General features: G+C 65.1%; 11 protein-coding genes. 7 read left to right on the top strand and 4 right to left on the bottom strand.

The window, feature by feature from the left end:
• The first annotated feature begins 37 nt into the window (after nucleotides 1–37).
• The 4 genes from WDA27_05450 (at nucleotide 38) to WDA27_05465 (ending at nucleotide 12,689) form a co-directional block, all read left to right on the top strand.
• A complete protein-coding gene (locus WDA27_05450) occupies nucleotides 38–7,918 on the top strand; it encodes a PA14 domain-containing protein (protein ID MFA5890379.1) in 7,881 nt (2,626 codons plus the stop codon).
• Between the two features lie 20 nt (nucleotides 7,919–7,938).
• Nucleotides 7,939–8,169 carry a hypothetical protein gene (locus tag WDA27_05455; protein MFA5890380.1) on the top strand — a complete coding sequence of 77 codons (231 nt, stop codon included), beginning with the start codon at nucleotides 7,939–7,941 and terminating at the stop codon, nucleotides 8,167–8,169.
• A gap of 1,244 nt (nucleotides 8,170–9,413) precedes the next feature.
• A complete protein-coding gene (locus WDA27_05460) occupies nucleotides 9,414–11,996 on the top strand; it encodes a PQQ-binding-like beta-propeller repeat protein (GenBank protein ID MFA5890381.1) in 2,583 nt (860 codons plus the stop codon).
• A 57-nt stretch (nucleotides 11,997–12,053) separates the two neighbouring features.
• Complete coding sequence (locus tag WDA27_05465; protein MFA5890382.1) at nucleotides 12,054–12,689, top strand: nucleoside 2-deoxyribosyltransferase; 636 nt, start codon at nucleotides 12,054–12,056, stop codon at nucleotides 12,687–12,689.
• A gap of 13 nt (nucleotides 12,690–12,702) precedes the next feature.
• Here the strand turns inward: WDA27_05465 and WDA27_05470 are convergent, their stop codons facing one another.
• On the bottom strand, nucleotides 12,703–14,223 hold the full coding sequence (locus WDA27_05470) for an MDR family MFS transporter (protein MFA5890383.1): 1,521 nt from the start codon (nucleotides 14,221–14,223) through the stop codon (nucleotides 12,703–12,705).
• A complete protein-coding gene (locus WDA27_05475; GenBank protein MFA5890384.1) occupies nucleotides 14,220–14,738 on the bottom strand; it encodes a MarR family transcriptional regulator in 519 nt (172 codons plus the stop codon). Before WDA27_05475 ends, WDA27_05470 begins: the two co-directional genes overlap by 4 nt.
• Nucleotides 14,739–14,825: 87 nt before the next feature.
• On the opposite strand from WDA27_05475, the gene WDA27_05480 reads away from it, so the two are divergent.
• Entirely contained in the window at nucleotides 14,826–15,311 is a 486-nt protein-coding gene (locus tag WDA27_05480) for an SCP2 sterol-binding domain-containing protein (GenBank protein MFA5890385.1), read from the top strand.
• A 3-nt stretch (nucleotides 15,312–15,314) separates the two neighbouring features.
• Here WDA27_05480 and bfr read toward each other — a convergent pair whose 3' ends face one another.
• Nucleotides 15,315–15,782 carry a bacterioferritin gene (bfr, locus tag WDA27_05485; protein ID MFA5890386.1) on the bottom strand — a complete coding sequence of 156 codons (468 nt, stop codon included), beginning with the start codon at nucleotides 15,780–15,782 and terminating at the stop codon, nucleotides 15,315–15,317.
• A gap of 146 nt (nucleotides 15,783–15,928) precedes the next feature.
• Between bfr and WDA27_05490 the strand changes: the two genes are divergently transcribed.
• Nucleotides 15,929–16,642, top strand: a complete 714-nt coding sequence (locus tag WDA27_05490; protein ID MFA5890387.1) for a metal-dependent transcriptional regulator — start codon at nucleotides 15,929–15,931, stop codon at nucleotides 16,640–16,642.
• Entirely contained in the window at nucleotides 16,639–18,660 is a 2,022-nt protein-coding gene (gene feoB / locus WDA27_05495) for a ferrous iron transport protein B (protein ID MFA5890388.1), read from the top strand. Before WDA27_05490 ends, feoB begins: the two co-directional genes overlap by 4 nt.
• Nucleotides 18,661–18,665: 5 nt before the next feature.
• Here the strand turns inward: feoB and WDA27_05500 are convergent, their stop codons facing one another.
• Nucleotides 18,666–19,811 (bottom strand): endonuclease/exonuclease/phosphatase family protein, encoded by a 1,146-nt coding sequence (locus WDA27_05500; protein MFA5890389.1) that lies wholly within the window; start codon nucleotides 19,809–19,811, stop codon nucleotides 18,666–18,668.
• Nucleotides 19,812–19,874 lie beyond the last annotated feature (63 nt).

The following is a 19,874-nucleotide window of genomic DNA, read 5'->3' on the forward strand; positions in this document are numbered from 1 at the left end:
TCTCGGCAGCATCCAGGGGTTCGTTGCGGGGCGCAGCGTGGAGGCCCCATCACGCCGCACGCGTGACATGTCCATCTTCAGCAACCCCGACGGTTCCGAGACCGCGGTGTTCGGTCGTTATCAGCATTACCGCGAGGGCAACACCTGGCGCGACGTGGATCTGAACTTCCGTCCCGTCGGTCGCGACTACGTGATGGACCGTCACGACGTCGCTGTTCGGGTGACCCCCGACGGCGTTCAGGCGACAGAGCGCGCGAGCGGAAAGGGCGTCTTCTGGGCCACTCCCGCGCCGGCAGACGTCTCGGGTCGCCGCGCGTCCTTTGCCGGACCGCTTGGCTTGACCTGGTCCTACTACACCCGCGTCAGCGGTATCAAGCTTCTGGCTCCGGTCTCCGAGCCGCTCGGCCCCCGAACTCTGTCGTTCACCTATCGCCTCCTGGGCGGTGCCGCTCCAATCGCAGTGCAAGAAGGCGCTCTGGTCAGCGACGTGTTTTCCGTGCCTGCCCCGGTGGCGCTGGGTGCCGACGATGTGGAGTATCCGATCGGAGTCTGGCGGCTTGGCCCCGGCGCGGACCAGGTGAGTTTCGACCTGGACGAATCGGCGCTGCCCGCGACGGCCTATCCCTACCAGCTCGACCCGACGACGCAGTTCTACGTCACCGCGAGCAGCTATGACGGCACCGTCCGTGGTCTGGGGACGTCCTACCCTCCGGCATGCGACTACGTGTATCCGGACTCCAACACGCGACAAAACGCTGAGCGGTCCTACTACGCCGGCGACTACACGATCAAGAACGGGATCATGCGGTGGGCCACCAATGCACTGCCATATGACGCGATTCTTCTCGGGACGACGCTCACCTTGCGGGTTACCGACAACTACACCGGCAGCAATCGCAAGCTCACGGCGGACTGGTACAACGCAGGCTCGGCGATCACCTGCACCGACTATTCGGCCTCGGCCCTGACTACCGCGGCCGCTTCAATGGACTTCCCGACAGGGACCGGCTACCGGACGTTTTCACTGGATAACTCGGATGGCGTCTCGCTTTCCAGCTTCACGGGACTGCGTCTGCACGTGAGCGGTTCGGCTCCGGGTGCGCGCAACTACTTGCACTGGGCGTCCTTTGACGACACCGTCTATGACGGTGCTCGCCTTGACGTCACGTACAACCGGCCGCCTACGACCCCGGTGTTGTCCGCACCATCTGATGGCGCGGTCGTGACGACGGACCAGCCGACCTTCACCGTGTCGGCCACGGACCCAGACGGCGATGCTCTCAATTACTACTTCCACCTTTCCACGTCCCCGGACGGATTTGATTCGGCGGTGGATTCCGGCTGGACCGGGACCATTCCATGGAAGCCGCCCTACGGCTCCTTGGAAGATGGACGCACCTACTACTGGCAGGTCCAGGCGCGCGACTCCGTGAAGGACCCGGGGTCTTCGTATTCGGATTGGAGCGCGACCCGGAGCTTCCGGGTGGACCTGGGTCTGGGAGAGCGACCGGCGAACGCCTACGATCGCCTCGGCCCGCTCGCGGTGAATCTCGCCAACGGTAACCTCACGGCGGGGATATCTTCACCGAGCGTCAGTTCCCTCGGCGGTCCCATCGGCGTGTCCTATTCGTACAACTCCCGTCGTCCCAGCAGTCGGGGCCTGATGGCCTCCTACTTCAACGATCTGGACCATGACCACGTCTTTGACGCGAACGAGGCTCCCTCGGTGTCTCGGCGGGATTACGCCACGTTTAACTGGGGAACGGCCTATCCGTATCGCTCCGTGGGCACCGACTACTTTCTTGCGCGTTGGTCCGGGTACGTCACCGTTCCCGCAGCGGGCGACTATCAATTCGGAACTCTTGCCGACGATGGCACGCGCGTGTGGGTGGACAACCAGCTCGTCTTCGATCACTGGGTAAACCAGACGGCGCCGACGGCGCCGCAGTACGGGACTGCGCTCACGCTTGCGGCAGGACAGTCGGTTCCCATCAAGATCGAGTACTACGAGAACACCGGCCCCGCCCGCATGGAGCTGTGGGCAAACGGCCCCTGCGGCGACGGGGGAGCTGTGCAGGACTGCCAGGTCCCGTCGTCGTGGCTCACGACCGACACGCCGGGTTTGCCCGATGGCTGGGCAATGTCGACCGATCCCGACGGGGGGTTGTTTTACTCGTCTGCGAAGATCTTTGAACAGCAGGTACTACTTTCGGATTCCACCGGCGCCACCCACATCTACACCTCGACTCCGACGGGGTGGGTGCCGCCCGCAGGTGAGGACGGCGTTCTCGCGACGGACGCTTCCACGGGTCTTTTGGTTTTCCAGTCTGAAGACGGCAGCGCCTTCAGCTTCAACGCTGATGGTTCGCTGGCCAAGATGGTGGCTCCCGCCGATGATCGCAAGCCTGCGGCCCTCACATACACCTGGACACAAGGGTCGCAGACCGAACCTCTTCGCTTGACCCAGATCACCGATCCGGTCTCGACGCGCTCAGTCGTGCTCACCTATGGCGGCGGGAGTTGTCCGAGCGCTGCGGGGTTCGATGCGGCACCGTCATACATGCTGTGCAAGATCGACTACAGCGCCTTCGGCATCGGTGAGTCCGACCTGTATTACTTGAATGGGCACCTTGCCCGCATCGTGGATCCGGGCGGCGCGACCACCGATTTCGGATACGACGCCAACGGTCGAATCATCGCCATTCGTGACGCCCTGACGAACGACCTCATCGCGGCAGGGGCGTTCACGGACTCCGACGCGCACAAGACCCTGGTCACCTATGACGTCAACGCCAAGGTCTCAAGTATCACTGCGCCCGAGTCGAGCGCGGGCGCCGCGCGCGCGCAGCGCACCTACGACTACACCGCGCCGACCGCGCCGGTGGTTCACGTCGCGGGCATCACCGAACCTCTTGGCTACAGCCGCAAGGTGACGCTCGATTCCTCGGGGCGCATGACCGAGGACCGCGACCTCGCCGGGAAGGTGACGACCTACGTGTACGACTCGGCCGACCGTGTCGTGAAGACCACCGACCCGGCAGGCCTTGTTACGACCACGATCTACGACGTTGAGGGTCGCCCGACGGACTCCTACGGTCCTGGCGCGGCAGGCGAGTTTGATGCGAACAACCGTTCCGCCACAGCGCCGCATTCGCAGACTTTCTACGACGAAGGCATTACCGGACTCGGTGCGGCATGGTGGGACAACCAGACCCTGTCGAGCACCCCGAAGGTCCACACCACGCTGTCGGCATGGCCGAACTGGGGGAGTGGTTCTCCGGCAACAGGAATTCCCGCAGACGGATTCTCGGGGCGCATCACCGGCGAGATCACCGCTGCGACCGCAGGGTCCTATGCGTTTTCCGCCGACGTCGATACCGACGACGGCGTGAAGCTGCTCATCGACGACCAGCAAGTGCTTGGCCGCTGGGGCGGCACCGGCACGCTCACCGGCTCGACGACCCTGACCCAGGGCGTGCACCGAATTCGCCTTGACTATCAGGACCAGACGGGCTCGGCCCGCCTGATCTTGTCGTGGACGCCACCCGGTAGCGGCGCCGTGCAGGTTCCGATGTCGGCGTTGGCCCCACGCTACGGCCTGGCGACCACGACCGTGGACCCCGACGGCAAGAAGACCCGCACCGAGTATCCAAACCCCGAACTGGGGCTCGCGACCGCGAGCGTCATCGATCCCGACGGTTTGGCGCTTCGCTCGACGACCACATTCGAGACCCTCGGGGTGGGATACCTCCGCCGTACGGCGCGCACGCTGCCCAAGGGCGCATCCACCCAGGTCTCCTACACCTACTACGGCGACACCGAGACTGCGACAAACCCGTGCCCGGGAGGTGGATCCGGGATTTCGCAGGCGGGAGCGCTCAAGACCACGACCGCGGCAGACCCCGACGCAGCGGGGCCGAAGACCCCGATCGTTCGCGAATACCGCTACGACGCGGCCGGACGACAGGTCGCAAGCCGTGTGGTGGGCGACACCTACTGGTCGTGCACGACCTACGACGCGCGCGGCCGCGTCACCTCGAGTATCGACTCTGCGAACAAGACGACAAGCATCGATTACTCCAACCCTCTCCAGGTCACTGCGACCTTCCCCAACTCCGCCGGGACCACGCGCACGACCGTGTCGAAGAACGATTGGACCGGCAAGTCGATCTCTTACACCGATGAGCACGCCACCGTCACGCGCACGATCTATGACCAGGCCGGTCGTCCCACCGAGACGTGGCGGCAGTTCTCAGGACAAAGCAATGCCAAGCTCACCCAGCTTGCCTACAGCACCTCGACCGGCCGGCTGGACTCGATCACCGAATACGCCTCGGGAACCGGCCGCACGACAAGCTTCACCTATGACGATGCCGGACGTCTGCTCGCCACGACGCGACCGAACGGAGTCGTCACCACCAACGCATACGACTCCTCGCGCGGGTGGCTGAACACGATCACGAACAAGAAGAACTCGACCGAACTGTCGCCCTGGACCTACACCCGCAACGCCTCGGGCGACATCGCGAGCGAAGCAACGACCGGACGCACGCGCGCGTTCACGTACGACGGGGCCGGGCGCCTGACGCGCACGGTGCAAGGTGCCGCGACGCGCAACTACTCCTACGACGCGAACACCAACCGTTGCTCGACCTCAACGACCTGCGACGGCAGCTACACCTACGACAACGCCGACCGCCTTACGGCCTCGCCGTTCGCCTCCGCCTACACCTACGACACCCACGGCAACCTGACGCAGGCCACACCGTCGACCCAGCCCCCGGCAGGGAACTTCAGCCAGGCAGTCACCTTCGACGCATTCGCCTCCACAGCTTCGCAGTCATTCCCGATCACCGTTGGGCAGGCAGGCTCGGTTTCAGCGCAATACGCGTGGACGTCTTCGACGCCGGTGGGGCGCTCCGGCACACCGACTGGTTCGATTGCTGCGAGCGGTTCGGCATCGACGCCGCTCATCGTGGATGGCGAGAGCTACGTGGCATCCTCGCTTTCATGGACCAAAGGCCAGCATCAGGTCTCCAGTTCCTTCTCGTCGAGCGTGACGGCAGGCGGAACCAAGTCCCACACCTTCGCCCCCGACGCCTCCGGAACGGTATCCGCAAGCGTGGATTGGTCCGGCTCGTCGACCTCGGGAACGTGGCCGGGAACTGTCGCCGCCTTGGGCGTATCCGAACGTACGATTACCGCAAGTGCGTCGGGAAACCTGACGGCGAGTCTGTCGTGGCCTTCGGCGATCCCGAACCCGGATCTTGACCTGTATCTTCTTGATGCCTCGACGCGCGCGGTGCTCGCGAGTTCCCTGGCCCTGACCGGTAACTCCGAATCCCTTTCCTACACCGTCCCGGGATCCGTCGGCTACTCCGCGCCCAAGGACTACATCTTGCAGGTCAAGGCCAAGACGACGGGATCTACGTTCACCCTGTCCAGCACCTGGCCGGTGACCGCCGACGTGGACCTTGAGATCTGGCGCGGCACGACGCTTGTGGCCTCCAGCTACTCCACGACCGCCAAGCCCGAGTCCGTCTCGGCCACGGGTCAGCCTGCGGGCACCTACACCCTCAAGATCCTCAGCAAGGACTTCTACGCCGGCTACAACGCCACGGCGAACTACCAGCAGCTCACCTACGCTGATCTCAGCTTCGCGCTCAAGGACCCCGGCGGCACCGCCGTGCGCTCGGTGCGAGGCTCTGCCGGATCGCTCTCGTTCACCTACCTCGCCGCCTCCGGCGGCGCCTACACCCTGGCGATCACCAACAACTCCTCAGACATCGCCGTTCCGACCTACTCGATGCCCTGGTCGACCACGACCCTGACCGACGACTCCGCGACGGGCTCCATCGCCGCCTCGGGGACGGCGACCAAACCCTTCACCGCCGATGGCTCCGGATACTCCTCGGCATCTCTCACCTGGACCAAGGGCCAGCACCAAGTCTCAAGTTCGTTCCCCTCCAGCGTGGGGGCCGGGGGGACCAACACCCACACGGTTTCTCCAGATGCCTCCGGGACCGTTTCGGCCACCCTGGATTGGAACGCCTCCACAACCTCGGGAAGCTGGGCAAGCAGCGTCGGGACCCTTGGGGTCTACGAGCGCACCATCACCGCAAGTGGCGCAGGGAACCTGCACGCCGGCGTCACTTGGCCCTCGGCCATCCCGAACCCGGACCTTGACCTTTATCTCCTGGACGCCTCAACGCGCGCGGTGCTGCGAAGCTCCGAGGCCCTGACCGGAAACTCCGAGTCCTTTGACTACACCGTTCCCTCGATCACCTACCCCGCAACCCGCGACTACATCCTTCAGGTCAAGGCCAAAGCCACCGGATCCACCTTCACGCTATCCTCCACCTGGCCGGTGACCGCAAACCTTGATCTTGAACTGTGGCGAGGCTCGACCCTTGTTGCCTCGAGCTATTCCACTACGGCCAAACCTGAAGCTGTCTCGGCCGCCTCGGAGCCCGCGGGCACCTACACCGTCAAGGTGATCTCCACCAACTACTCCGCGAGCTATACGGCCGCCGCGAGCTATCAGCAGCAGGCGTATGCGAACCTGACGCTTCGCCTGAAGGACCCCGGCGGCTCCACGATCACCTCCACGTCGGGCTCGGCGGGATCACTTGCTCTGACCACAACGCTTGCCGCCCAAGGCAACTACACCGCCGAGATCCAAAACGGCTCCGCCGATCTCGCCGTCCCGACCTACAACCTCGCCCTCACCTACCCGAAGTCCCACGCCGCCACGGCCAAGCTGGAGCTGAAGAACCCCTCGGGCGGCGTGGTCGCAACCGACCAAGGCACAAGCGCCCTCGCGTTCTCGCCCTCGGTCTCATCCGCCGGCACCTACACCTTGGTCGTCACCCCGCTCACCGGCGTGGGATCGGGAACGCTCACCGCGGGATACCCCGGACGCCCGGCCAAAGAAGTGATCACCTACGACGGCAACGATCACGCGACCTCGATCGACGACGGAACCAACACCACAACCGAAGTGCTGTCGCCCTCGGGCCGAGTGCTTCGGCGCACCGTCACCGACGACGCGACCGGCCAAGTCTCCGAAGACGTGATCTTTGGCTACGACTCGGGCTCGGATTCCCCGGCGTACTCGCGCCCCGTCGCAGGTGGCGCAACCACCACCTACATCACCGGCCCCGACGGATTGCTCGTGATCGACACCGCGGGCACAGCGACCTACCCGATCCAAAACGGCCACGGGGACGTCGTCGGCACCACGGATTCGGCCGGAGCCTTCACCGCGAACCCTGAAGCAGACGAGTTCGGGGTGGGAGCGCCACCGACGAATCGCCTCGGCTGGCTTGGGGGCAAGCAGAGGTTCTCAACCGGAGGCAACCTGGCGCTTGTGCGCATGGGCGTGAGGCTCTACGACCCCGCGCTCGGGAGATTCCTGGAGGTTGACTCGGTCGAAGGGGGCAGCGCCAACGACTACGACTATGTCGATCAGGATCCGGTCAACGACTTCGACCTCGCCGGCACTTTCGGCTGGAAGAAGATGTTCCGGAGGATCGGCCGTGGGGTCTCGGCGGTCGGCGGGGCGGCATGGCGTAATCGGAACACGATTCTGGGTGTTGCTGCACTTGTGGCCTATGCGTCTTGTCCGTTCACGGCGGGCGCTGGATGCGCCGTGGGTCAAGGCCTCAGCATCGCAGCGGCTGCCGACTCTGGAGTCTCGATGTTCGCAAACTGCACAACGCGTGGTGGACGCAGTCGATCGTGTAGGGATTCGGCGGTGTCGACAATGCTGAACTTCGCGGCGGTAGCCGGCCCCGCGACTCGATCGTCCCGGGTCCTCCGCGCGAAACATCTCTTGGCGATGACTCGCTGGATGCGCGTGGCTGGTACCAACATCCGCTGGGGCGGCTTGATGCTCGGGATGAGGTGGGCCGCCTGACCGCATTGGAGCAGTGGCTCGTGGGCATCCTGCTCTACATGGGTTTGATGCTGGCGCTGGCGCTGTGGTTGATCTTGTTTGGGGAAGGCAAGTCTGGTCTACGTCGGCTGTTTTCCGTAGAGATGACTGACCATCCCGAGTGGGTCAAGCTGTTGTTCGCTCATGTAACTTTCGCGGTTGCTCGCATCGTGGTTCCAGTCGCGTTATTGGGACTTGCGATCATCAGAGTTGCTCGATGGGTCGCGGGATGATGTCTGGAAGAAACCTGTGCCAGAATGCTGCGGAAGTCGTGTCCCTCTGTTACCAGTGGGCGAGATCCGGCGTGCTACAGACCTCCCTGTAGTTCGGATAGGAGAACGATGCACCTCACGCGACGTAGGGCACGGCTTCTTGCGGCTGCGGTGTTTGGCGAGGCTGTCGCTCTGGGGGGCGAAACGCTCCTCTTGGCACAATGGAGTGCGGTCTCTCTGCGGTTTGATTCCGGCGACCCCACCGCACCGTCTGGGGTGCCGATGTGGTGGTTGCTTTGGCGGGGCGGCGCGGTTGCGGCGTTTGCCATTGGGGCACTCGCCTTCTGGCTCCTCCCTTCGCGCCGATCACGGCCGCGTCTCGCGGCATGTCGGCTGGCAGTCGCCCTGAACATCGTGTTCTTCCTCCTCGTCGTAGGGAGTGCCTTGTTGGGGACGTTGGGTTTCTTTGGGCAACTGCCCTTGTTGGTAGCCTTGGGGCTCATCACGACCTTCGGCGTGCGGGTGATTCGGGCACGATGATGTGCGCGGTTCGCGGTTGAGCGGGCGTCTCGTGATGAAGCACATCTCCGAGTGCACACCTCGGGGTCTCGATCGGCTCCTGCGCCCTCACAGACTCTCATGCGTCATGGACCACCAGATGGGGGCCCTGCCAACGTATTGACAGCGCTCACGTAAATCTCCCCCTTCTGCTCACTGAAACTCCCCACCCCCGGACTCCCGGTGCGACCTGGTTCCACCACGAAGAGTGGGGCTGCCCCAAGGCTGTTGGTGACTACGCCACCAGTCGAGAGGAGCCCCGCCACATGTTCACTCAGGAGGAGTCCGTGGAGGAACATGCCCTGGCGGCGCGCGGGTGGTCGATCACCTTGATCGCCCGCCACCCGGCCGCGACCGCAAGACGATCAGATCCCCATCCAATAGCAGCGAGAGGCCGGAACCCGCGTTCGCATCGACGATCCCTCGCCGCATTCGAGCCGTATCTTGCTCAGCGCTTCGCCGGTGATCCGCCCGTTCGCGCCCAGGCGTTCATGCGCGAGCGGGTGCCGCTGGGGTTCACCGCGAGCTATCAGACCCTGACACGCGAGATCCGCGCACGAGGGCTGCGTCCACGCTGCGAGGCCTGCGCCGGCGGAACGTTTTCTCCGCGCCGCTAGGGCTTTACCTTATGTCCGTTTTGTAACTACACTGGACGGCGCGCGCCTTTGGAGCCCATTTCGCACAACAAGCGCGCAGGGAGACCACCGATGAAAACACGTTTGATTGCCGTCCTCAGCGCCCTTGTCGTGGTCCTGATCGGCCCCGGATCCGGCGCCGTCCCTCAGTCGTCGGACGCGGTGCGTGAAGTTCCGGTTCAAGCGGGCTCACCTTGGCCGTCTATGCGGCACGACCGCCGGAACACCGGGCGCAGTTCCATTCGCGCGCGCTATGAAGACGGCGACGCGCCGTGGGCGTTTCAGACCGGCAAAGGCATCTTCAGCGTTCCCGTGATCGACGCGGACGGGACCGCTTACTTTGGCTCGGCCGACCGCAACTTCTACGCCGTGGATTCCCAGGGACACGAAGCGTGGAGGTTCCAGACCGGAGAGGTCATCGATTCCGCCGCCGTGCTCGGCGCGTACGACGAGGAGCTCGGCACCAGTCCGGTCACGTTCGGGTCGGGCGATTCACACGTGTACCACCTTCGCACCGGGGAGGTCACCGGCGACCGCGAAGTCTGGAAGTTCAAGGCGACCGCCCCACCGGGGGCCGGCCAGCAGGTGACGTGGTGGGAAGGCAACGTCGTCATGGGCTTCGACGGCGAGTTCTACGCGGGCAACACCGGCGGGTCGATGTACGCGCTCAACCCCGACGGCACGCTCCGCTGGTCCTACCCCACCGACAACGCGATCTGGACCGCAGCGGCGATCGGCAACGACGGGACCACCTATTGGGGTTCGCTGGACATGTCGGTGTACGCGCTGGACAAGGACGGCAAGTTGGTTTGGCGCTTACCGACGCTCGGTTTCGTCGCGTCGTCGATCGTTCTTGGCAACGACGGAACCGCATACGTGGGTTCCTTCGACAGCAAGTTCTACGCGCTGGATGCCGCGACGGGCGTTCCGAAGTGGACGTTCCAAACCAGCGACCACATCTACAGTTCGGCCGCGCTGCTCGAGGACGACGCCGGCAACACGACGGCGATCTACATCGCCTCTGCCGACGGTTCGGTGTACGCGCTGAGCCCGTCGGGCGCGTTGCTGTGGCGGTACGACACCGGGGACGTCGTTCGCTCTTCGCCGTCCATCGGGCGCGCGCCCGATGGCGACGGGAACATCGTCTACATCGGCTCGTCCAACGGCAAGCTCTACGCACTCGACGCGCAGACCGGACGCCGTCGTTGGTCCTACGACGCGACGCCGGACGACCCGATCTTGCGCGACCGTAACGACATGAACGGAGCGCCGGCCCTCGGCGCGACCGGCATCTACGCCACCGGCGAGCACGGGTACTTGGTCTACGTTCCCTACGACTACTGCTTGCACGCGACCGACGCGCGCTGCTCGACCGACCCTGGGGACGAGTTCGGCAACGATGTGGTTCGCACGTACTTCGTGACTCCGGGTGGGAGCACCCTGCCCGGGGATCCGACGGACTCACCGGCCCCCGCAACGGTGATCAACGCCCGCCTCGTGGTACGCGAGGGCGGCGAGACCGTGGACGCGTCGATGCTTGCCGCTCCGCCGGCTCTTTCGGGCGAGAGTTTGGTTTCCACGTTCCCGGCATTCGACTTCACTGCGCAGATCTCGGGTGACGGCCACTTCGTTCACATCGCGCCGAATGGGTTTCTTGCGCCCGACACCGAGTACTCGGTGCGGATCGGTGGGAACTACACGACCGGTGGCCTTCCGGTCGGCAACTACGTCGTGGGCGGCACTACGGTGTCGCCGTTCAACGATGTGATCCGTTTCCGGACCGCGGCGTCCGCCGGCTCGCTGCCCCTGTCGGTCGGCACCAATTCGGTGAGCGCCTTCGACATCCGGCGTCTTGCAGTTCCGATGCCGCCGCTGATCCCGAGCGTCAACCAGATCGGCTTCGACAGCTACGACTGGATCGCAGGTGTACTCGACATCGGCCCTCCCAACGCTGCCGGTGAGGGGAACTTGCTGATGTGGGTTGTCGGTACGAAGCACGTGGGCGGCCAGGCCGTGGTGGATCCGAACGCGTACTTCTCGTTCCCGTTGGCGGGGCGCTACAAGGACGACTTCGTAATCCTGAACCAGCGAAACCTGACCCTGCCGTTCAGTTTCGGCGACGTCCCCATGCGACGCTTCGAGTTGCGCGGTCAGTTGGGTCAAGACCTTCGCGTCCGGTCCGGTGCGTCGCTGTATGCGGAAGTTACGTGCGCGGACGTTCCTTTCTACGGTCCGCTGTTGTACGTCACCGGTCTGTGCAACACCGAGGGCACACTGCCGGCGAGCGGCACGTTCATCACCGACGCGTACAACCCCAACGGGGCGGCAAACAAGCGACCTGAGGGACTCAGCGTTTCGCGCATGACCATCCAGCGTCCGACCCTCGTCCAGGAGGGCGTGGTCTCGGCGAAGTTGGTGCTCGCTCCCGGAGCGTCTTACCCGGCGAACTCGCATGTGGTGTCGGTGGTGTTGGCCGACGCGGCGACCGGTGAGATGGTGAGCATGGCCTACAAGGAGAACCTGCGCGTGATCGCGGGTGACGACGGCAATGTTTCGGAGGTCCGTCTCACGCTCCCTGCGGGGACGACGCTTCCATCTTGGGTGAAGGCGTACGTCGTTACCGACGTCTTCCCTTTGTACTCGCGTCTTCTGTAGCGCGCGCCTGTTTTCGGCGCGCGTGCGCTAGGGTCGCCCCACAAGGGAGGCCTCGACGTGACTACGCAGAAGAAGATCGTGTACTGCTCCGGACCGCTGTTCAGTCCCGAGGAGATCGGCGGCATGACGGCGATCGCTGAAGCGCTCGAGGCTGCCGGGTACGAGACGTTCTTGCCGCACCGCGACGGCATTGAGGCGTACGTGATGCGCTTCGCCTCCTCGGCGCTCGGTTCGCGACTGGTGCCGACCCGCCCGCTCGTCGATCGGGCGATCTTCGCCTTGGATGTGTTCCAGATTGCGGAGCGCGCCGACTGCCTGGTGTTCAACGTCAACGGACGCGTCCCCGACGAAGGCGGTGTCGCCGAGACTGCGATCGCGTATGCAATCGGTACTCCGGTCGTGCTCTACAAGAACGATGCGCGCGCGCCCTTTGGGGGCGGGGATAACGCGATGCTGCTCGGCCTCACTTCCGAGCGCGTGGTTGCGAAGGTTCCCGCGATCCCGGGTGCGGTCGAGCGCGCCGTTCGCGATGCGGCACGCCGTCCGTCCGCATGGTCGCCCGGGCTCACATCGACGGTCGCGCTCGGGCGCAAGATCTGGAGCGTTCTCGAACCCGCAAACCGTCGCCGCGGACACAAGGAACCGTCCGACGTGGTAGCGCGCATCGTCGAGATTTGCGCGGCCGAAGTCTGAGCGGCGCTGCGTTCTAGGGTTCGGCAGTGGGTTCGACCGGCGCATGCACGTTGGCGTGTGTGCGCAGCGGGATCTCCTTCAGCAATAAAGCCGGGATAAGTGCGGCGGCGACGATCGGAAGCGCCACCATGAATACCGAGTGCAGTGACGCGGCCAACGCTCCGCGCAGCGCTTCGGCGGCTTGTGGAGATAGGTCGACGGTTCTTGCCGACTTAAGCAATCCGCGCACGTCCATCACGCGGCCGGCGGGGCCAAGGCGCGTCGTGATTTCGGAAACGAGTCGCTGGTTCAGTACGGTCCCGAGAACCGCGACGCCGAACGTCGCGCCGATCGAGCGAAAGAACTGTGTTGTCGCAGTCGCGATTCCCAGGTCGGCCCGATCGACTGCGTTTTGGACGGCGAGCACGTAGGTCTGGAACATCAGCCCGATGCCCACACCGACAACGACCATGTTGCGAGTCGCGACGGCATTTGTTGTAGCGATGTCCATCCGGGTGAGCAGCCAGAACCCGACGAAGGTCACGGCGGATCCAAGGATGGGGAAGACCTTGTAGCGGCCGGTGCGCGATACCATCTGGCCGGTGGCCACGCTGGAGACGACCATTCCAAGCATCAGCGGGATGAGTACCACTCCGGAGTTGGTCGCCGACGAGCCGATGACGCGCTGGACGAACACGACCACATAGATGGTCACGCCGAACATCCCGGCCCCCACGAGCAGCGACGCTGCGCTTCCGGCGACGACGATGGAGTTGCGGAAGAGGCGGAGCGGCAAGATCGGTTCGCTCGCTCGCAGCTCGATGGCGATGAACACCCCGGCCAGCGCGATGCCAAGGGCGGCTGCAACTCGGATCTGCGGTGATCCCCACGGGTACGTGGATCCGCCCCAGACGGCGACGAGCAACAGCGACGTTACCGCCGCCGCCAGCACGCCGGCTCCCGCGTAGTCGATCTTGTGTTCGCGGCGGTGGAATGGAAGGTGCATCGAGGTTGTGACGACCGCGAGCGCGATGGCTCCGATCGGCAGGTTGACGTAGAAGATCCACCGCCACGACGCGTGATCGGTCAACGCGCCGCCGGCGAGCGGTCCGATCACCGACGCGGCGGCGAACAGCGCGCCGGTGTAGCCCTGGTACCGGCCGCGCTCGCGCGGAGAGAACAAGTCGCCGATCGTCGCTTGCGCCAGCGCGAAGATCCCGCCGGCGCCGAGACCCTGTATCGCGCGAAACGCGATGAGCTGGGTCATGCTTTGCGAGAAGCCCGACAGCGCCGATCCGGTCAGGAAGACGCTGATCGCGATGATGAAGAACCGACGGCGTCCGTAGAGATCCGACAGTTTTCCGTACAGCGGAACGGTCACGGTCGAAGCGAGCAGGTATGCCGTCACCACCCACGACAGGTGATCGAAGCCGTGTAAGTCCTCGACGATTCTAGGTAGAGCGGTCGCCACGATTGTCTGGTCGAGCGCGGCCAGGAGCATGCCGGCCATCACTCCGACGAAGGTGAGCATGACTTGCCGTCGGGTCATCGTCATCGAACGTCCTCCGTTGTCCCGGCGGGACGCTCGTCCGCGCTCAACGATTCTGTGACGCGTGTGAAGAGCCGGACGAATTGCCGGCTCTCGTTTGAGGAGAGGCCGGCGAGCATTTGTCGCAGCAGTTCGCGTCGTCCTGCACGCAGCCGCTTGGCGGTCGCGCGCCCGTCCAGGGTCAAGGCAACTACGACCGCGCGCCGGTCTTCAGACGACGGCGCGCGCGCAACGAGTCCCTCGGCTTCCAGGCGGTCCACGAGCCGGGTTGTGGTGCTCTCGGCCAGTCCAAGCCGTCCCGCGAGATCGCACACCCGGCAGTCCTCGGCGACGAGTATGTGCAGAGCTTGCAGTTGTGCGTGCGAGAGTTCCGCGGCGATGTCCAGCCGTGATGCGCCGTAGGCACGACGCTCGCGCATGAACCGCGCCAGGTCGCTCCAGCAAGCTTCCATCTGGGCTACCAGGGGTTCCAACTTCGTGTCGTTCGGCATGATGCTTGCAAGATACAACAACTGCATCATGCAGGTATCGTCGGCCCGACGTGCGCGAAGGGCCTCGAACAGGTGAAACTCTCGGCCTGCACGAAGACATCCGAGCGAGGGGACATCATGGCGATTTGGCCGAGCGAAGAGTGGATGCAGGAATACAAGGACGCGATCAACGCTTCCCCCGAGTACCGGGATGCGGCCCCCGACTGGGAAGGCGCGATTGCCTACGTGTTCGACCCCGAGCCCGACAAGGGCCTGCTGGAAGAAGTTTGCGGTTACTTCGACCTTTGGCACGGCGAGTGCCGGGACGCGCGTCAGGTTCCCGTCGATCAGGCCGCCGACGCTAAGTTCGTGATCCGTGCGCCTTACTCGGTGTGGAAGAAGGTCATGAAGAAGGAGATCGACCCGATGAAGGCGGTCATGCAGGGTCGCCTCCGCCTGAAGGGCGACATGGCGCTCGCGATGCGCTACGTGCGCGCGACGCAGGTCCTCAACGACATCGCCTCTGAAGTGCCGACCGAGTTCCTCGATGAACTCCCCGACGACAAGATCCTCGAACTCGCCGCTCAGGGACAGCCGGTGGGTGTGCCGACCAACCGCGGATAAGAGTTACTTCACCTGCAGGGCGAGAAAGTTCTCCAAACCCATCTGCTCGATCTGATCGGTTTGGGCTTCGAGGTCGTCGAGGTGGCGCTCTTCATCGTGCAGGATCTGGGCGAGCAGGTCCTCTGTTCCGCGGTCCTTTTCGGCGCGCGCCAGTTCGATCAGCTCGTTGTAGAGCTTGCGCGCGGCGACTTCGTCGGCGAGGTCGATGGCGATCTGCGCTTTAACGTCGCGACCGATCTTGATTGGTGCGGGCTTCTCCACCGACGGAGCCCCATCCAGGAAGATGACGCGTTCGATCAGCATCTCCGCGTGGCGCATCTCGTCGTGCGCGCGCGCCTCGGTCGTCGTGTGGAGCAACGCGTATCCCCAGTTCGACGCCATCTCGGCATGCACCGTGTAGCGGCCGATTGCCGCAAGTTCCTCGGCCAGTGCCCGGTTCAGCCCCGCGATTAGCTTCTTGCTCGCCTTCACGGCCCGTCCTCCCCTCGCGTGCGTTTCCGACCCATGCTAGTCGAGTCGGCAGATGCCAAAGAGGGAAACGTTCGGGGGGCCTAACTATAGAAGTTAGGCAATCCGTATCATGCAGGTCCGGCGCCGGATGCCCGACCATTGGGAATATGCCGAAGAAGCGCGCGCCGGCGCGGGGGGCTGCTCCCGGATCGGCGGATTCAACACCAAGCGAAGAGATGTACCTGAAGGCCTTGGAGCATTTGGAGCGCCAGGGGAAAGCTTCGGTTGCCACGGTTTCGCGTGAGTTGGGGGTATCCGCAGCCTCGACCAGCGAGATGCTGCGGCGGCTCGCCGCGCGCGGGTGGGTGACCGTCGGGAAGTCTGGTGCCGGCCTCACGCCGGTCGGTCGCCGCCTTGCGCTTCGCACGGTTCGCCGCCATCGTCTCGTCGAGCGCCTGTTCACCGACGTTTTGAAGGTGCCGTGGGATGGGGTCCACGAGCCGGCGTGCGTGCTGGAGCACGCGTTGTCGGACTTGGTCACCGACCAGATCGACGAGGTGCTCGGGCATCCGGAAACTTGCCCTCACGGGCATCCGATTCCCGCGCGCGACGGAACGCTGCGCGATGAGTCCGGTGTCGGGCTCGACTCGCTCTCCCCCGGGGCGCGTGCGCGCATCTTGAGCATTTCGCGGGAAGACCCCGACCTGCTCGTCTACCTTGGCTCGCTGGGGCTGCTGCCGGGTACCGAAGTTCGTATCGAGACTGCCGCACCCTTCGGCGGCCCGCTGTTGGTTCGCGTCGGCCGCGCGCGTTACGCGCTTGGGCGCGAGGTTGCCGGCGTGATCACCGTCGAACCGCACACCGACGGAGCGCTGAAGTGAGTTCGTGTCATGACGGGACCGGCCGCGCGCAATCGGCCGGGTGCCACGGAACCGAACGCCGCCGCCGGTGGCCGTTTTCGCACCGGCACGCGGTAACGCCCCCGCCGGGCGGTGAACTCGTCGTGGCGCTCGCAGGCAATCCAAACGTTGGGAAATCGACGCTCTTCAACGCCGTGACGGGTGGGTCTGTGGAGACCGCGAACTTCCCCGGAACGACGATCACCGTCGCAGCCTCTGTCGTCACCGTCGGAGATACGCGCGTTCGTGTTGTAGACCTGCCCGGCACCTATGCGATCGGCGGATCGACGTTGTCGGACCAAGCGCTCGGTCGGCGCGCGCTGCAGGAATCCGAGCCCGACGTCGTCGTCGTAATTGCGGACGCTTCGAACCTCGCGCGGAACTTGTACCTGGTGCTGCAAATCCTGGACCTCGAGTTGCCGACGATCGTTGCGCTCAACCTCATGGACGAGGCTGCCAAAGTGGGACTGATGACCGACGTTGCGCGTTTGCAGCGTGCGTTGCGGGTTCCGGTCATTCCCACGATCGCCTCGCGCAAGGTCGGGATTCCCAGCCTGATCGAGACTGTGCTGACGCAGCGCAGTTCTGCGCGCCCTCCGAAGTACGGGCGCGCGCTGGAGACCGCCGTTGCCGAAGTCGCCGCCGCGCTGCCCGAGGGTGCGACCCGTGCGGACTCACTGATGTTGCTGGAGGGCGACGCGGAAGCGGCGCAGCGGTTCCCGGAAGCTGCCGAAGTCGCCCGGCGCAGGGTGGCAACGTTTGAGCAATCGCAGGGCGCCGGCGCCGTCGTCACCGAACGGCACCGTCTTGCGGCACACATCGCAACGTCGGTGCAGCATCATCGCGGCGAGCCGCCCGAGGACCGCGCGTGGAAGATCGCAACGCACCCGGTAACGGGGCTGTTGCTTTTGGCTGGGGTTCTGGGCGGACTCGTGTCGTTCCTGTTCTTCGTGGGAAATGCGCTCGCCACGGGGTTCTCCTCCGCGTGGGCGGCGACGGCGTCTCCACTCATCCAGGGACTTGTGCACGCGACTCTGGGGACCGGCGTTTTCGCGCGGACGGTGCTGTGGGGGTTGGACGCCGGCGTTTCGGCGGCGCTCGGCGTCGGCATTCCCTACGTGCTCACCGTCTACTTCCTCATCGCGATTCTTGAGGATTCCGGGTACCTGAACGCCGCCGCGTTCTTCGCCGACCGCGCCATGACGCGCCTGGGCCTGCACGGGCGCGCGGTGATTCCGTTGTTTACTGGGTTCGGTTGCAGTGTTCCGGCAATCATCGGAACGCGCGTGCTGGGCAACAAACGCGAGCGGACGATCGCGAGCATGCTGATCGTGCTGATTCCGTGTAGCGCGCGCACTGCGGTGATCGCCGGCGCCGTTGCGCGGTTCGCGGGATGGGGACCCGCCCTCATCGTCTTCGCAACCGATCTGGTTCTGGTGGCCGCGGCCGGCCGCGGGTTGAACATGCTGCTGCCCGGCCGTCCGGCCGGAATGATCATGGAGGTCTTCTCGTTCCGGCGACCGGTGTTGCGTCACGTCCTGCGCAAGACCTGGCACCGGTTCCGCTCATTCGTCGTCGTCGCCACGCCGATCGTCGTGCTCGGCAGTTTCGTGCTCGGCGCAGTCTACGAGACCGGGTTGATGTGGAAGCTCACGCGTCCACTGTCGCTGGTGGTCGAGGACTGGTTACTGCTGCCGCCCGTTGCCGGTTTGGCACTGATATTCGCCGTGCTGCGCAAGGAGCTGGCGCTGCAGCTGTTGGTGACGCTCGCGATCGTTCAGTACGGGACGCAGGGCGGAGATCTCAGGCACTTCATGACGGCTCCGCAGATCGTGACCTACGCGCTGGTGAACACGATCTACATCCCGTGCGTGGCGACCTTTGCGGTGATGAAGAGCGAACTCGGCATGCGACGAACGCTGGCCATAACGGCCGGCTCCGTGGGTATGGCGTTACTCGTCGGAGGCATTGCCGCGCGCGTCTTGCCGCACGTGCTCTAGTCCGTTCAGCAGGTGGCGATGATGCCGATGTGGTCGCTCGGCCACAGATACGAGCCGTCGTCGCGCGCGCGCGCCTGGTTCGCCAGCAGCCCGGCGTCTTCGGCCGGACAGGACTTCTCAAAGACGTAGTCGATACGCGCGTCCATGAAGTCGCGCATCGGCGTGTCCGTCACGATCTTGTCGGGGCCGGCAGTGCAGCCGGCGTCTCCCGCGCTCTCGCAAGTTTCCGGGAACATGTCGGTCCATCCGGCGGCCTCGATCGATGGAACGACGGGGACATCGTCGTCGCGTCGCGAGTTGCAGTCGCAAGTGAAGAAGCGCCGCGCCGCCGCGCCATCGGCCGACTTCTGCTCCGCAAAGGCGAGAGCGGCGGCCACTTGCGTGAACGCCGATGCGTCGCTTGCGTCGGTCAGGCCGTGAGCGAGGTGTGTCGTGACGATGTCGGTTGCGCCGCCCGGCGCGGCAACGCGCGCCCACAGCGCGGCGCGCGACTCGATCACGACCGTCGCGGCGCACTCGGGCGGGAACTGCGTGAAGGATTCGGGTGGGCACAACGCAGCCTCGGCCGGAAGACGGCTCGGAAGGCGACGTCCCTCGGCCAGCAGGATCGGATAACGGCTGAGCACCGCGACTCCTTCCTTGAAGGATGCGTACCGCGACGAGCCCAGCGCGGCGAGTTGATCCGATAGCGGTCCGCCGCCGCCGGCCGCGGTGTCCTCGCCCGGGACGTGCGGGTTTGCCAGGTACCAGCACCAGTGCCAGGAATGACCCGAGGTTTGGGCCATCTGTGCTGCGATGCGCTGGACTACGAGCCCCGGAGTGTGCCGCGTCTGGTCGTTTGCCGCCGTGAATGACACTTCTTGCATCCCCACGAGATCGACGCCGGAGGCTGCCAGTTGCTCGGCGGCCATCTCGGTACGCTCGTCCAGGGTCGAATGCGCCGGGTAGTCCGGGGGGTCCTCGGACAAGCCGTGCAAGACGTTGAAGGTCGCAACATGCAAGGCACCGGACGTCGCCGGGGCGGGAGCCGTTCCTTCGGTCCCGCACAGCGGTTGTCCGATGACGGCGTCTGCTGTCGCCGTGCGCGCGCCCGCGAAACCGGCTGCGAGCGCGAGAGCCAGGAGAAGTGGGACGAATCGACGTGGTCTCATGCCGATGAAGTTCGCCCCGCGATGGTCGCATTCCTGCCGGCGCGCGCCGGGCCGGCGGCGCGC

This window comes from Actinomycetota bacterium, from assembly GCA_041658565.1.
Taxonomy (GTDB): Bacteria; Actinomycetota; AC-67; order AC-67; family AC-67; genus JBAZZY01.

Excerpts from the sequence above, each read along its gene's own strand:
- WDA27_05460 (MFA5890381.1), top strand. The coding sequence starts at position 9,414 with ATGAAAACACGTTTGATTGCCGTCCTCAGCGCCCTTGTCGTGGTCCTG.
- WDA27_05470 (MFA5890383.1), bottom strand. The coding sequence starts at position 14,223 with ATGACGATGACCCGACGGCAAGTCATGCTCACCTTCGTCGGAGTGATG.
- WDA27_05475 (MFA5890384.1), bottom strand. The coding sequence starts at position 14,738 with ATGATGCAGTTGTTGTATCTTGCAAGCATCATGCCGAACGACACGAAG.
- WDA27_05480 (MFA5890385.1), top strand. The coding sequence starts at position 14,826 with ATGGCGATTTGGCCGAGCGAAGAGTGGATGCAGGAATACAAGGACGCG.
- WDA27_05490 (MFA5890387.1), top strand. The coding sequence starts at position 15,929 with ATGCCGAAGAAGCGCGCGCCGGCGCGGGGGGCTGCTCCCGGATCGGCG.
- WDA27_05500 (MFA5890389.1), bottom strand. The coding sequence starts at position 19,811 with ATGAGACCACGTCGATTCGTCCCACTTCTCCTGGCTCTCGCGCTCGCA.